The organism is Klebsiella sp. A-Nf5 (assembly GCF_002810545.1).
In the GTDB taxonomy this organism is placed as follows: domain Bacteria; phylum Pseudomonadota; class Gammaproteobacteria; order Enterobacterales; family Enterobacteriaceae; genus Klebsiella; species Klebsiella variicola.
Window position 1 is genome coordinate 1 of sequence record NZ_PIOG01000069.1, and the last position, 14,939, is coordinate 14,939.

The window sequence follows — 14,939 nt, forward strand, 5'->3', positions numbered from 1 at the left end:
CAGCGAGACGGTGCCGGCGCTGAACGCAGGCAGCACAGAGCCAGCGAAATAATTGCAAACCACGGAATGATAACCCCCAGCACAAACCAGATCCCGGAGCGGCCGATATCATGCATCCGCCGACAACCGATCGCCAGCAGGGGGATCGCCATCAACAGCAGCCAGAGCGCGGCAAAGGGAATGACAACAAAGCTGAGGATGCCGTAGTGAGGGTCAACAAGGGTGGCCAGACACCAGGCCGCCAGCGGCGTAGTGGCGATCAATACATTGATGAGAAAAAACGTCCAGAACTGCTGCCGGCTGGCGCGGCCGCTAAAATTAAAGGTCTCTTTCCAGCCGCTCAAATACGCCTGTCCACAGGTCATTGCTTCTTTCCTTGAAAATCGAGTGATTTATCACGGCGCCAGGGCAATCACCTCCGCTGCCCAGCGCTGAAACCCTTCCACGTCGATATCGAGCGCCACCTGGGCGTTCGCCGGCTGACCCAGTCGTCCTTCGATATCCACCACCGTGGTGCCCGCGGTCCAGGTCCCCTGCGTCTCCACCGCCACAAAGCACGGCTGGAGAGTGAACAGTTCCGGGCGCGCCAGCCACGCAATAGCGCAGAGATCGTGCATTCGCAAACCACTGCTCATGCTGCCGCTGCGATAGTGACTAAACAGGGCATGAAGCATTTTACCGGTCTGGTTCAGCGTCGGTAGCGTCGCCAGGTAATCTGCCGCCAGCAGCGCCCGGTTGGTGACGTCCAGCCCGCACATCACAATCTCCAGCCCGCTGTGGAATACTTTCGCAGCGGCTTCCGGGTCGATAGCGATATTGAATTCCGCATTCGGCGTGAAATTGCCCCGCCCCGCGGAACCGCCCATGATCACCAGTCGGCGAATATTGAACACACATTCCGGATACTGGGTCAGCAGCAGCGCAATATTAGTCAGCGGACCAATCGCCACCAGGGTGATCGGCTCGGCAGCGTGCATCAGCGCATCGCGGATCGCCTGGAAGGCCGGCTTCGCCAGCGGTTGACGTTGATGCTCAACAAAGTCATACCCCTCCATGCCGGATTCGCCATGCACCGAGGCGGCGTCGCGTAACGGACGTACCAGCGGCATCGACGCTCCCTGCGCCAGCGGCACATCGGCATTCCAGAAGTGCAGCAGCTGCAGCGCGTTACGAGTCGTCTTCTCCACCGAGACATTGCCCGCCACGGTGGTCATCAGTTGCAGGTCCAGCTCGGGCGCGAACAGCGCCGCGGCAATGGCGGCAGCATCGTCGATGCCCGGGTCAGTATCAAGAATGATCGGTAAGCGCATGGTTTCTCCCTAAAAAAAATGCCAGACGTTAAGTCTGGCATCTTCTCATACTGCTGGAGGAAAGAACTTACTCTACTTCACGGACATCCACACGCAGCTCTTTCGGCACTTCAAAGACGATATTCTCTTCCCGGCCTTCCAGTGGCACGGCTTCGCCGCCGCCCAGCTCCTGCAGGCGGGTAATGACGTTCTGCACCAGAATATCCGGCGCCGATGCGCCCGCTGTCACGCCGACGCAGGCCGCATCCTTGACCCACGCTTCCTGAATATCAGAGGCGTCGTCAATCAGGTAAGCCGCTTTGCCCATTCGCTGCGCCAGCTCGGCGAGGCGGTTAGAGTTTGAGGAGTTTTTCGACCCGACCACCAGCACCACGTCAGCCTGCTCCGCCAGCGCGCGCACGGCTTCCTGGCGATTGGTGGTGGCATAGCAAATGTCATCTTTGCGCGGACCGACGATTTTCGGAAAACGCGCGCGCAGGGCGTCAATAACGTCAGACGTATCGTCGACGGAGAGCGTGGTCTGGGTCATAAACGACAGCCGGGCGTCATTTTTGACTTCCAGCGTCAACACGTCTTCCGGCGACTCGACCAGGTACATGCCCCCTTCCGGGTTATTATACTGCCCCATAGTGCCTTCGACTTCCGGGTGGCCGGCGTGGCCAATCAGAATCGACTCTTCGCCGCGGCGGCTGGCGCGGGCGACTTCCATATGGACTTTCGTCACCAGCGGACAGGTGGCATCGAACACCGTCAGGTCGCGGCTCTTCGCTTCGTTGCGTACCGCCTGCGAAACGCCATGGGCGGAGAAAATCAGGATCGCGCCGTCCGGCACTTCGCTGATCTGTTCGATAAAAATGGCGCCGCGCTTGCGCAGGCTATCCACGACATAGCGGTTGTGCACCACTTCATGGCGAACATAAATCGGTGCGCCATACAGCGTCAGCGCGTTTTCTACAATGCTGATAGCGCGGTCAACGCCAGCGCAAAAACCGCGCGGGTTAGCCAACAGGATCTGCATGTTACTCCTCCAGCGCCGGATCGATCTCCAGCACTTCAATATCAAAATGAACGGTGCGCCCGGCCAGCGGATGGTTGAAGTCGACGGTGATGGAATCGCCGTTGACTTCGCGGATCACGCCAGGCATTTCGCTGCCATCCATTGCGGTAAAGAGCATAATCGCGCCGATTTCCGGCTCGCCAGCGTCGATAAACTCACGGCGAGAGAAATACTGAATCAGGTCCGGGCTCGTTACGCCGAAGGCGGCGTCAGGCTCCAGCGAAAAGGCTTTTTTCTCCCCCTCTTTCAGACCGAGAAGCTGTTGCTCCAGCCCTTCAGACAGAGAGGTGTCGCCGAGGCGAAACAGCGCCGGTTTGCCGTTGCTGCGCGTGGACTCGGCGGTGGAGCCGTCGTCCAGTTTCAGTGTGAAGTGCACCAGTACCGCGCTGTTGCTCTGTACGGATTTAGACATGCAAATTGCTCGCTTGTTTTAGGTCACCGGTTGCCCGGTGGCGCTATGCTAACCGGGCCGACGGGCGGCCACAAATTCTGTAGGCCGGGTAAGCGTAGCGCCACCCGGCATTGACATTTACGCCTGCTCTTTCGCGGCCGGTTTCGGCAAGAGACCTTCCAGCACAATCAGCGCTGCGCCGATGCAGATCGCACTATCGGCGAGGTTGAAGGTGGCGAAATGCCAGTCGCCGACGTAGAAGTCGATCATATCGACCACGAAGCCGTGCCACAGGCGATCGAACAAGTTACCCAACGCACCACCGATAATCAGGGCGTAGGCAATATTGTTCAGCTTTTGCGTCGCCTTCGAACGGTACATCAGTACCGTCAGTACCACACAAATGCCGAGCGCGATCCCGGAAAAGAACCAGCGCTGCCAGCCGCCGCTGTCGGCGAGGAAACTAAACGCCGCGCCATAGTTGCGGGCATAATGCAGATTAAGCGACGGGAACAGCGGAACCGTCTCCCCCAGAGCGAAGTTCTGGAGGATCAGGAATTTGCTACCCAGATCGATAATCAGCACGGCTACGACGACCCACAGCCAGCGTAGCCCCGTTGAACAGATCGATTTACTCATCAGGCGAATTTACGTTGCTCGCCGTCACCGGCGACGTTACTGACACAGCGACCGCAGATTTCTGCGTGTTCCGCTACCTTGCCGACGTCGCTGGTGTAATGCCAGCAGCGTGGGCACTTCTCGCCCTCGGCTTTGCTCAGGACCACTTTCAGCCCTTTCAGCAGATCGCTCTGCCAGGCATCAGCCGGCGCCTGGGCATAATCGGCAACGTTGGCGCCGGAGGTCAACAGGACAAATCGTAATTCATCGCCCAGCGCGTTGAGCTTGGCCGCCAGGTCGGCATCGGCATACAGCGTGACCGCTGCTTCCAGAGAGCCGCCGACTTTCTTATCCGCACGCGCCTGCTCGATCACCTTGTTGACTTCGCCGCGCACCTTCAGCAGCTCATCCCAGAAACCGTCGTTCATCGCTTCGTCGTCGGCCAGGCCGAACAGACCTTCATACCACTCGCCGGTGAAGACATATTTCTCACGATCGCCCGGCAGGTAGCCCCAGATTTCGTCCGCGGTGAAGGACATGATCGGCGCCATCCAGCGCACCAGCGCTTCCACGATGTGGAACAACGCGGTCTGGCAGCTGCGACGCGCCACGCTGTCCGCTTTCGCGGTGTACTGGCGGTCTTTGATGATGTCGAGGTAGAACGAGCCCATCTCGATGGAGCAGAAGCGCATCAGGCGCTGTACCACTTCATGGAAGTCGTAGGATTCGTAGGCTTTCAGGATATCTTCCTGTGCCGCCTGCGCGCAGCCGACCGCCCAGCGGTCCAGCACCACCATCTCTTCCGGTTTAACCATGTCTTTCGCTGGATCGAAACCGTTCAGGTTCGCCAGCAGGAAGCGGGCGGTGTTACGGATACGACGATAGCTGTCCGCGGCGCGTTTGAGGATCTCATCGGAGACCGCCATTTCGCCGGTGTAGTCGGTGGAGGCCACCCACAGACGCAGGATATCGGCGCCCAGCTTGTTCATCACGTCCTGCGGGCTAACGGTGTTACCGATAGACTTGGACATTTTGCGGCCCTGGCCGTCGACGGTGAAGCCGTGGGTCAGTACCTGGCGATATGGCGCTTTGCCTTTCATCGCCGTGGAGATCATCAGTGAAGACATGAACCAGCCGCGATGCTGGTCAGAGCCTTCCAGATACATGTCCGCGGCGTGACCGGCGAATTCCGGACGCACATCAACCACGGAAGAGTGGGTCGACCCGGAGTCAAACCAGACGTCGAGGGTATCCGGCACTTTCTCGTAGCTGTCGGCGTCATCGCCAAGGATGTCGCGGGAATTGAGATCCCACCACGCCTGGATGCCGTCAACCTCAACGCGTTTTGCCACTTCTTCCATCAGTTCGAGGGTACGCGGGTGCAGTTCGTGGGTTTCTTTGTGCACGAACAGCGACATCGGCACGCCCCAGGTACGCTGACGGGAGATACACCAGTCAGGACGGTTAGCGACCATCGATTCGATACGCGCCTGGCCCCAGTCCGGGATCCACTGCACGCCTTTGATCTCTTTCAGCGACTGCGCGCGCAGACCTTTCTGATCCATGCTCACGAACCACTGCGGGGTGGCGCGGAAGATGATCGGTGATTTGTGGCGCCAGCAGCACGGATAGCTGTGCTGCATTTTTTCCACGTGCAGCAGCGCGCCGCTGTCACGCAGCATCTCAACGATGATGTCGTTGGCTTTGAAGACATTGATGCCATCCAGAGACGGATAGGTACCAGGCAGGTAAGCACCGTCCGGGCCAACCGGGTTGGCGATTTCCAGACCGTATTTCTGGCTGATGGTGTAGTCGTCCGGACCGTGGCCGCCGGCGGTATGCACCGCACCGGTACCCGCGTCCAGCGTCACGTGGTCGCCAAGGATCGCCGGCACTTCGAAATCGAGGAACGGATGCTTAAAGCGCATCAGTTCAAGCTCAGCGCCTTGTACCGCCGCCAGGATGCGGTAATCCGTCGCGCCGATGCGCTTCATCACGCTCTCAACCAGATCTTTCGCCAGGATCAGCGCCTGACCGTCAACCTGCACCAGCGCATAGTCGAATTCCGGCGACAGAGAGATGGCGCGGTTAGCCGGCAGGGTCCACGGCGTGGTGGTCCAGATAACCAGCGACACCGGGCCGTTGACGTCGGCCACGCCGAATTTCGCCAGTACCGCGGCTTTATCTACCGCGTGGAACGCCACGTCGATAGACGGAGACGTTTTGTCGTAATACTCCACTTCCGCTTCCGCCAGCGCGGAACGGCAGTCAACGCACCAGTGCACCGGCTTAGCGCCTTTATGCAGGTGACCGTTGCCGATGATTTTACCCAGCGCACGGATGATGTTGGCTTCGGTTTTGAAGTCCATGGTCAGGTACGGACGCGACCAGTCGCCCAGCACGCCCAGGCGGATAAAGTCTTTACGCTGACCGTCGATCTGCTCAGCGGCATATTCACGGCACTTGGCGCGGAATTCAGCGGCGGTGAATTTCTCACCCGGCTTACCGTATTGCTGCTCGACTTTCAGTTCGATCGGCAGACCGTGACAGTCCCAGCCCGGAACGTACGGCGAGTCATAGCCCGTCAGTCCTTTGGACTTAACGATAATGTCTTTCAGAATCTTGTTAACCGAGTGACCAATATGAATGCTGCCATTCGCATAAGGAGGGCCATCATGCAGAATGAAGGTTTTTTTGCCTTTTTTGGCTGCACGAATGATGCCGTACAGGTCATCATCGGTCCAACGCGCCAGCATTCCCGGTTCGCGTTTGGCGAGGTCGCCACGCATAGGGAACCCTGTTTCCGGCAAATTCAGGGTCGATTTATAGTCACTCATCAGATTCTCGGTTCCGTATTTCGGTTTGATAAACACCAGTGGCTCAGGCCAGCCTGGTGAGCCCAAATAATTCGCGGGCCGTTAACTCATCACGTGCGATTTGCGCCTTCAGCTCGTCCAGCGACGCAAACCGCTGCTCATTACGTATTTTTTTACGCAGTACTACATTGATATGGCGACCGTAGAGGTCCATTACAACGTCCAACAAATGTACTTCAAGCTGCTGACGCACCCCCGATACCGTTGGACGGGTGCCAATATTGGCGACGCCCGCTATCGGTTTGTCGCCCAGCCCTGTTACTTCTACCGCATAGACCCCTTTAACCGGGGAAACCTGACGACGCAGCGGTAAGTTCGCCGTCGGAAAACCTATGGTACGGCCCAGTTCATCACCATGAACGACGCGTCCGGAGATGCTAAACGGATGGCCCAGCAGCGTCTCCGCCAGCAGGAGATCGTCATCGGCCAGCGCCTGGCGCACCGCCGTACTGCTGATACGCACCCCACCCTCGCAGAAGGTCTGGGTGCTGGTCACGTCGAAGCCGTATTCCGCTCCGGCCTTTTGCAATAACAAGAAATCCCCCTGGCGACCAGCGCCAAAGCGGAAATCATCACCGACGGCAAGGAACTGCACACCCAGGCGGCGCACCAGCAGTTCACTGATAAAATCCTGCGCGGTCAGCGCGGCGAAACGGCGGTCAAACCGCACGCACAGCACATAGTCGACCCCGCTTTCTGCCAGATAGCTCAGCTTCTCACGCAGTCGGGTTAACCGCGCCGGGGCTTTATCGGCGGCAAATAGCTCCAGCGGCTGGGGTTCGAAAATCATCACCACCACCGGTAAACCGCGCTGGCGGCCCTCTTCGCGCAACCGCTGCAACAGTGCCTGATGCCCGCGATGCACGCCGTCAAAATTGCCAATGGTCAGCACGCACCCGTGCGGCGCCTGACTGAGATTATGTATGCCGCGTATCAGCTTCATGTCTGGCTCAAAACAGTGAAAATCGTCCGAGTATACCTTGTACAACTGTCAACGTTAACCAACGATTGCGCCTCGGCAAAGAAAGTTCTCAGGAATTCATTCACTCAGCGAGAGAAAGCCGGAAAACTGCCCCTGCCCCGCGATTTTTATGGTGGAAAAGCTGTATTCGCCTGCAACAAGCTGGTAGAATCTTGCGCCATCACTACGTAATGAAGCGCTGTGGTGTTAAACGGCGCTTATTTGCACAAATCCATTGACAAAAGAAGGCTAAACGGGCATATTCCTCGGCCTTTGAATTGTCCATATAGAACACATTTGGGAGTTGGACCTTGGCTAATATCAAATCAGCTAAGAAGCGCGCCGTTCAGTCTGAAAAGGCTCGCAAGCACAACGCAAGCCGTCGCTCTATGATGCGTACTTTCATCAAGAAAGTATACGCAGCGATCGAAGCTGGCGACAAAGCTACTGCACTGAAAGCATTTAACGAAATGCAACCAATCGTGGACCGTCAGGCTGCTAAAGGTCTGATCCACAAAAACAAAGCTGCGCGTCATAAAGCAAACCTGACTGCACAGATCAACAAACTGGCTTAATCGCCTGCTTGCTGAACTTTGTTAAAGAAACCCGCGAAAGCGGGTTTTTTTATGCCTGTCATCTTCCCCGGTAGCGCGCACTGGCGCGACCCGAGCCACGCCAGCCCACGCCTGCAGGCTATCGGGGTTCGGTAAACAGTGACGAATAATCGCGATTACAAATGCGCTGTACCGCCGGATGCTGAATCATCCGTTCGGCAAAGATGGCGTGATACTCCTCCATCACGCTATCCATGCGGCCAATCTCGATAATCGATTCATCGTGGTAGAAATCATGCGCGTAGAGCGTCGGCGCGACAAATATCGCATTATGTGCGGCACCGAAGGCTTTCATGAGCGCCGCATCGTCAAACTCACCGAGGATCTCCACCTTCAGGCCCTGTACGTTAATCCAGTTCAGCAGTTTACGTCCCAGCATCGAACGCCGACCGGGGATCAGCAGCCGTCGCTCCTCCAGACAGGCCGGAAACGGCTTCGTCGGCGCCGGGTTCATGCACCAGAAGCTGACGCTGCACTCGCCAATCTTCACCGAAAATAGCCCTTCCTGCTGCGTCGAGTCGATCGGACAGTCAGAGATAATCATATCGAGCTTATGCTGGCTCAGTTGCTCCAGCAGCAGTTCATGGGTGGATTCAAAACAGCGCAGATGGATCTGCTCACTCTCGACGACAGCGGCATCCAGCACGCCGCTGACCAGCCGCTTGGATAAGGCATCAGCGACGCCAACATCAAACAGCAGATTCGACTCTTTGCGGTAGTTGACGATGTCGAGCATCTCCTGGCTCAGGGTAAACATGCGGTCGGCATAGCGGAAGACCAGTTCGCCCAGTTCGCTCGGCTCCAGTCCCCTTCCTTTTCGCTTAAACAACTTACCCTGCAGGCGCTCTTCCAGGGCTTTGATCTGCCCGGTAATCGTCTGCGGCGTCAGAAACAACGCCTCCGCCGCGCCAACGACGGATCCTTCTTTATACACGTGCCAGAAGTAGTACAGATGGTTGTAGTTGATATGTGACATGCTTCTCTCCCTGATAATGTCCAGGAGAGCCACGCAGGCTCTCCTGCAGAAAGGTTATACCGCGAGGCGAGTATCCGTCACGCGCTGACGCAGTATGAGGTATCCGACGACCGCTGATAGCACTGAGCCGATCAGGATGCCAAGCTTGGCCCAGTTGATCAACGCGGGGTCGACGCTGCCAAAGGCCAGGGTGGCAATGAAAATCGACATCGTAAAGCCAATCCCACACAGAATACCCACCGCCATGATCTGCTTGCAGGTGGTCCCCTCCGGCAGCGATGCCCACTTCAGCTTCAGCGCCAGCCAGCAGAACAGGCTGATCCCCAGCGGCTTGCCGATAAACAGCCCAGCCATGATGCCCAGCGGCAGAAGTGACGTCAGTCCGGCAAGGGTGACCCCCTGCAGCGAAACCCCAGCGTTAGCGAAGGCGAACAGCGGCAGGATCATAAACGCGACCCACGGGTGCAGAACATGCTCAAGCGCTTTGGCTGGTGACTTGCCATGCTTTTCCTCGAGCGGGATCATAAAGCCGACGATCACCCCGGCAAGGGTCGCATGAACGCCAGACTTCAGCACCGCCGTCCACAGCACCGCGCCAACCAGAATATAGATCCCGGTACGCCGCACGCCACTGAGGTTCAGGGCCACCAGCACCGCGATCGCCGCCGCCGCCACGCCCAGCGAGAGCATGGACAGGTCGTGGGTATAAAACAGCGCGATAATCACGATAGCCCCGAGGTCATCAATAATCGCCAGCGCCATCAGGAAAATCTTCAGCGCCGTCGGTACCCGGCTCCCTAACAGCGCCAGCACACCGAGGGCAAAGGCAATATCCGTCGCCGCCGGGATCGCCCACCCCTCTCTGGCGACAGGATCCTGAGCGTTAAAAGCCAGATAGACCAGCGCTGGCACAACCATCCCGCCGAGGGCGGCAATCACCGGAAACACCGCCTGACGGCGGCTTGCCAGCGAGCCCTGAATCAGCTCACGTTTGACCTCCAGGCCAATCAGTAAAAAGAACACCGCCATCAGGGCATCATTGATCCATAACAGCATGTTCTTATTGATCTCCAGCGCCCCTACACGCAGCTGGACTGGCGTATCAAGGAAGGAGTGATACAGACCGCTGGTCACGCTGGTATTGGCCATCACCATCGCCAGCACGGCGGCAATGATTAAGACAATGCCGCCGGAAGCATCGCTACTAAAGAATCGTTGCAGATGTTTCACTTTTACTTTCATCCTGTTGGTGAATAACTCGATAAAAGCATAATACACACACTGATAATTCGAAAAAATCAGATTTAAATTGCTTTAACATTCGTTTTTTACGAATAAAAGAGGAGGCATAAGGCAAAAAAAACCCGGGCAGCAAGGCCCGGGCCGGATATCAGTAAAAGCGCAATTAGCGGGTCAGGTCGTCGAAGAATTTCTTCACACCGTCAAAGAAGCTTTTCGAACGCGGGCTGTTGTTTTCCCCGGTCGGACCGCCGAAGCTCTCCTGCAGCTCTTTCAGCAGTTGCTTCTGCTTCTCGTTCAGCCCTACCGGCGTCTCCACCACCACGCGGCACAGCAGATCGCCCTGGGCGCCGCCGCGAACGGATTTTACGCCTTTGCCACGCATGCGGAACAGCTTGCCGGTCTGGGTTTCACCCGGCACTTTCAGGCTAACGCGGCCATCGAGCGTCGGCACTTCAATCTCACCACCCAGCGCCGCCATCGTGAAGTTGATCGGGACTTCGCAGTACAGGTTATTGCCTTCACGCTCAAAGATAGCGTGCTGCTTCACCTGGACCTGAACGTACAGATCCCCTGCCGGGGCGCCATGCTCACCGGCTTCGCCTTCGCCCGCCAGACGGATCCGATCGCCGGTATCCACACCTGCCGGAATTTTAACCGACAGGGTTTTCGTTTTCTCTACGCGCCCGTGGCCATGGCATTTGTTGCATGGATCTTTAATCAGCGTACCGCGTCCCTGACAGTGCGGGCAGGTCTGCTGTACCGCAAAGAAGCCCTGACGCATCTGCACCTGGCCTGCGCCATGACAGGTCGGACAGGTCTGCGGCTTGCTGCCGGCCTTGGCGCCGCTGCCGTGACAGACGTCGCACTCTTCCAGCGTTGGAATACGGATCTCTTTGGTGACGCCACGCACCGCTTCTTCCAGCGTCAGCTCCATGTTGTAACGGAGATCGGCGCCGCGCGCCGCGCGCTGACGGCCACGTCCGCCGCCAAAGATATCGCCGAAGACATCACCAAAGATATCGCTGAAATCCGCACCGCCGCCAAAACCGCCGCCGCCGCCCATGCCGCCCTGCTCAAAGGCCGCATGGCCATACTGATCGTAGGCCGCACGCTTCTGGGCATCAGTCAGGATTTCATACGCTTCTTTGATTTCTTTAAACTTTGCTTCGGCCTCTTTATCACCCTGATTGCGGTCCGGGTGATACTTCATGGCCAGGCGCTTGTAAGCCTTTTTGATTTCACGCTCTTCCGCTGTTTTGGAGACGCCTAAAATCTCGTAGTAATCTTGCTTTGCCATCGGTGTTTTTCAGCCCCTTAACATGCGTGCACGGGCGGAGAGGAAACCTCTTCGCCCGTGCCAGTGTTTTACCCGTTCAAAGGGCGATTATTTTTTATCTTTCACTTCTTCGAACTCAGCGTCGACAACATCGTCGTCTTTCGCGTTGCTCGCCTGAGCGTCAGCGGAACCCGCCTGCTGCTGAGCGTGCTGCTGCTGAGCAATTTCCATCAGCTTCTGAGAAGCCTGCGCCAGCGCCTGCATTTTCGCTTCGATGTCCGCTTTGTCTTCGCCTTTCAGGGAAGTTTCCAGCGCAGTCAGCGCAGACTCGATAGCCGTTTTGTCATCAGCCGGCAGTTTGTCGCCTGCTTCTTCAACCTGCTTGCGAGTGCTGTGCAGCAGATGGTCGCCCTGGTTACGGGTCTGTACCAGCTCTTCGAACTTACGGTCAGATTCGGCGTTAGCTTCTGCTTCGCGAACCATTTTCTGAATTTCTTCTTCATTCAGACCGGAAGACGCCTTGATGGTGATCTTCTGCTCTTTACCGCTGTTTTTGTCTTTCGCGGAAACGTGCAGGATACCGTCAGCATCGATGTCGAAGGTGACTTCGATCTGCGGCATACCGCGCGGCGCCGGGTTAATACCATCCAGGTTGAACTGACCCAGTGATTTGTTATCGGACGCGCGTTTACGCTCACCCTGCAGCACATGGATGGTTACCGCAGACTGGTTGTCTTCTGCGGTAGAGAACACCTGGCTGTGTTTCGTCGGGATAGTGGTGTTTTTGTTGATAAGCGCTGTCATCACGCCGCCCATGGTTTCGATACCCAGCGACAGCGGGGTAACGTCCAGCAGCAGAACGTCTTTAACTTCACCCGTCAGTACACCACCCTGAACCGCTGCGCCGATCGCCACAGCTTCATCCGGGTTAACGTCTTTACGCGGCTCTTTACCGAAGAACTCAGCCACTTTCTTCTGCACCATCGGCATACGAGTCTGACCACCAACGAGGATAACGTCGTTGATATCGGAAACGGACAGACCGGCATCCTGCAGGGCCACTTTCAGCGGTTCGATGGAACGGTTAACCAGATCTTCTACCAGGCTTTCCAGTTTCGCGCGAGTCACTTTGATGTTCATGTGTTTCGGACCGGTCGCATCTGCAGTGATATACGGCAGGTTAACGTCGGTCTGCTGAGCAGAAGACAGTTCGATCTTCGCTTTCTCAGCGGCTTCTTTCAGGCGCTGCATGGCCAGCGGGTCGTTACGCAGGTCAATGCCCTGATCTTTCTTGAACTCATCAACGAGGTAGTTGATCAGACGCGTATCGAAGTCTTCACCGCCCAGGTGGGTATCACCATTGGTCGCCAGTACTTCGAAGGTTTTTTCGCCGTCAACTTCGTCGATTTCGATAATAGAGATATCGAAAGTACCACCGCCGAGGTCGTATACCGCGATAGTGCGGTTACCGACTTCTTTATCCAGACCGTAAGCCAGCGCAGCCGCGGTCGGTTCGTTGATGATACGTTTGACTTCCAGACCGGCGATACGGCCGGCATCTTTGGTTGCCTGACGCTGCGCATCGTTGAAGTAAGCCGGTACGGTGATAACCGCTTCAGTTACCGGTTCACCCAGGTAATCTTCAGCCGTTTTCTTCATTTTTTTCAGCACTTCAGCAGAGATCTGCGGCGGTGCAGTTTTGGTGCCTTTCACATCCAGCCATGCGTCGCCATTGTCTGCGGCAACAATTTTGTATGGCATGATAGAAACGTCACGCTGAACTTCTTCGTCCTGGAAGCGGCGGCCAATCAGGCGTTTAATCGCAAACAGGGTGTTTTGCGGGTTTGTCACTGCCTGACGTTTAGCCGGCTGACCAACCAGAGTTTCACCATCCTGGGTATAGGCAATGATAGAAGGCGTGGTGCGATCGCCTTCGGCGTTCTCCAGCACGCGTGCAGTAGTGCCATCCATAATCGCTACACAAGAGTTGGTAGTACCCAGGTCGATACCAATAATTTTACCCATCTAAACGTCTCCACTAAAAATTCGATCAACATGTGGTTGTGAACCTGTAATAAGGGCGAAACGTGCGGTTTCAACTGCCCAGACATCATTTTTTTTCAGGTTCTTCACTGCGGTTGACTACAAGATGGGGTCGCCCACCCCGGCATCAAGGGGCAAGCCTAAAAATTTTTTGCACCGGGCCCCGACCTGAGTCGTGAAAAGCGTCCCGAGCGACATTGTCAGGCGCCAAAAGAGGCAGCGAAATGCATATATAAATGATGAATGTAAAAACAAAATATATTCATAATATCATTGACATAACCCGCAATACTTGCGCGCTAATGGCCCCACGCCCCTGGTGATAATATCCCTCGCCGTCGCACTTTACTTATTCAGGGGACAGATTGATGAAACCACTATTCCGGATTTCCGCGGGGCTTATCCTCGGCTTATCGTTTATCACCTCGGCGGCCGCCAATGACCATAAAATCCTCGGTGTGGTAGCCATGCCGCGCAATGAAACCAACGACCTGACGCTGAAACTCCCGGTCTGTCGGGTCGTCAAACGCATTCAGCTCAGCGCCGAGCGCGGCGATGTACAGCTCTCCGGGGCGACGGTCTACTTTAAGGCCAGCCGCGGCGCCAGCCATACGCTGAACGTCCCCGCCGGGATAAAAGAGGGCAGCACCTCCGGCTGGATCAACATCAATAGCGATAACGACAGCAAACGCTGTGTGAAGAAAATCGCCTTCTCCGGCCACACGGTCCACTCCTCAGATATGGCCTCATTAAAAATTATCGGCGACGACTAACCTCGTTATCCTGAGGAGGGATGATTTATGCATATTAACTATCTGGCAGATGACGATCTGGCCTTTCTTCCTGAGTGCAGCGAGGCGCATCTGGAAGCTTTTACCCGTATTCTGACCCACGGCGAAAACGGCAAACCCCGCCTCTCCAGCACGCTGCTGCGCAACGAGACCTTTTTAGCAATGGAGGGCCACCCTGAACGCTATCGCCGCAACTGGCAGCTGATTGCCGGAGAGCTACAGCATTTTGGCGGCGACAGCATCGCCAACACCCTACGCCGCCACGGCAAATTTTATCGCGCGATCCTGCTGGATGTGTGTAAACGGCTGAAGGCGAAGGTCGACAAACAGATGACGACGCCGCAGATCGAACAGCAGTTACTGGAACATTTCCTGCAGCACAGCTGGAATAAGCTGGATGCGGAGCAAAAGGCACAATTTCTTGCCGCGGTGGATTGCCGGAGCCATGAGCTGGAAAATCTGTTGCCCCATCTGCTGAGGCACCGCAAGCTAAGCGAAGGGGTCGCCCTGTTGCTGGACGAGCGCTTAACCGCCATTCTGCGCACCCATGCCGCCGTAAGCGTTATTGGTCATGGTCTGGTGCGCGGCGCCGGGCTGGGCGGGCCGCTCGGCGCCGCGCTGAACAGCGTCAAAGCGGTGAGCGGCAGCGCTTACCGGGTCACCATCCCTGCGGTCCTGCATATTGCCTGTTTACGGCAAATGATCCAGCCGCCGTCGGGCGCAACAGAAATTGGTGAAAAATACCCCGCCAGATCATAGACAGCCCTTCAGCGCCTCATTATTA

The 14,939-nt window shown here is 56.7% G+C and carries 14 protein-coding genes; 3 read left to right on the top strand and 11 right to left on the bottom strand.

The features are described 5' to 3' along the window. From CWM53_RS07625 to ribF, 7 genes are all read right to left on the bottom strand, one after another. Window positions 1–365: DUF805 domain-containing protein (locus CWM53_RS07625; protein ID WP_100631971.1), on the bottom strand; the 365-nt coding region annotated here is incomplete at its 3' end. A 30-nt stretch (window positions 366–395) separates the two neighbouring features. Further along, window positions 396–1,310 (bottom strand): ribonucleoside hydrolase RihC, encoded by a 915-nt coding sequence (gene rihC / locus CWM53_RS07630; protein WP_002887981.1) that lies wholly within the window; start codon window positions 1,308–1,310, stop codon window positions 396–398. A gap of 67 nt (window positions 1,311–1,377) precedes the next feature. After that, complete coding sequence (gene ispH / locus CWM53_RS07635) at window positions 1,378–2,328, bottom strand: 4-hydroxy-3-methylbut-2-enyl diphosphate reductase (protein WP_074387103.1); 951 nt, start codon at window positions 2,326–2,328, stop codon at window positions 1,378–1,380. A 1-nt stretch (window position 2,329) separates the two neighbouring features. Continuing rightward, a complete protein-coding gene (gene fkpB / locus CWM53_RS07640; protein WP_061155819.1) occupies window positions 2,330–2,779 on the bottom strand; it encodes an FKBP-type peptidyl-prolyl cis-trans isomerase in 450 nt (149 codons plus the stop codon). Window positions 2,780–2,896: 117 nt separating this feature from the next. After that, window positions 2,897–3,397, bottom strand: coding sequence for a signal peptidase II (gene lspA / locus CWM53_RS07645; RefSeq protein WP_100730388.1), 501 nt, complete (start codon window positions 3,395–3,397; stop codon window positions 2,897–2,899). After that, window positions 3,397–6,213 (bottom strand): isoleucine--tRNA ligase, encoded by a 2,817-nt coding sequence (gene ileS / locus CWM53_RS07650; RefSeq protein WP_100730410.1) that lies wholly within the window; start codon window positions 6,211–6,213, stop codon window positions 3,397–3,399. The genes lspA and ileS overlap by 1 nt, the downstream gene beginning before the upstream one ends. 43 nt (window positions 6,214–6,256) lie before the next feature. Next, the gene (ribF, locus tag CWM53_RS07655) at window positions 6,257–7,195 is read right to left on the bottom strand and encodes a bifunctional riboflavin kinase/FAD synthetase (protein ID WP_061155821.1); all 939 of its coding nucleotides are present in this window, start codon (window positions 7,193–7,195) and stop codon (window positions 6,257–6,259) included. Window positions 7,196–7,524: 329 nt separating this feature from the next. Here ribF and rpsT point away from each other — a divergent pair, with 329 nt between their 5' ends. Next, a complete protein-coding gene (rpsT, locus tag CWM53_RS07670) occupies window positions 7,525–7,788 on the top strand; it encodes a 30S ribosomal protein S20 (protein ID WP_003018940.1) in 264 nt (87 codons plus the stop codon). Window positions 7,789–7,906: 118 nt separating this feature from the next. Here the strand turns inward: rpsT and nhaR are convergent, their stop codons facing one another. The 4 genes from nhaR to dnaK form a co-directional block, all read right to left on the bottom strand. Continuing rightward, the gene (gene nhaR, locus CWM53_RS07675) at window positions 7,907–8,803 is read right to left on the bottom strand and encodes a transcriptional activator NhaR (protein WP_061155822.1); all 897 of its coding nucleotides are present in this window, start codon (window positions 8,801–8,803) and stop codon (window positions 7,907–7,909) included. A gap of 54 nt (window positions 8,804–8,857) precedes the next feature. Next, entirely contained in the window at window positions 8,858–10,033 is a 1,176-nt protein-coding gene (gene nhaA, locus CWM53_RS07680; RefSeq protein ID WP_074387124.1) for a Na+/H+ antiporter NhaA, read from the bottom strand. A gap of 175 nt (window positions 10,034–10,208) precedes the next feature. After that, on the bottom strand, window positions 10,209–11,342 hold the full coding sequence (gene dnaJ / locus CWM53_RS07685) for a molecular chaperone DnaJ (protein WP_008807497.1): 1,134 nt from the start codon (window positions 11,340–11,342) through the stop codon (window positions 10,209–10,211). A gap of 87 nt (window positions 11,343–11,429) precedes the next feature. Then, entirely contained in the window at window positions 11,430–13,346 is a 1,917-nt protein-coding gene (gene dnaK / locus CWM53_RS07690; protein ID WP_100631972.1) for a molecular chaperone DnaK, read from the bottom strand. A 386-nt stretch (window positions 13,347–13,732) separates the two neighbouring features. On the opposite strand from dnaK, the gene CWM53_RS07695 reads away from it, so the two are divergent. Both CWM53_RS07695 and msyB read left to right on the top strand, forming a co-directional pair. Beyond that, the gene (locus CWM53_RS07695) at window positions 13,733–14,137 is read left to right on the top strand and encodes a DUF2541 family protein (RefSeq protein ID WP_008807499.1); all 405 of its coding nucleotides are present in this window, start codon (window positions 13,733–13,735) and stop codon (window positions 14,135–14,137) included. A gap of 27 nt (window positions 14,138–14,164) precedes the next feature. Continuing rightward, window positions 14,165–14,914 carry an acidic protein MsyB gene (msyB, locus tag CWM53_RS07700; RefSeq protein ID WP_008807500.1) on the top strand — a complete coding sequence of 250 codons (750 nt, stop codon included), beginning with the start codon at window positions 14,165–14,167 and terminating at the stop codon, window positions 14,912–14,914. Window positions 14,915–14,939: the final 25 nt, after the last annotated feature.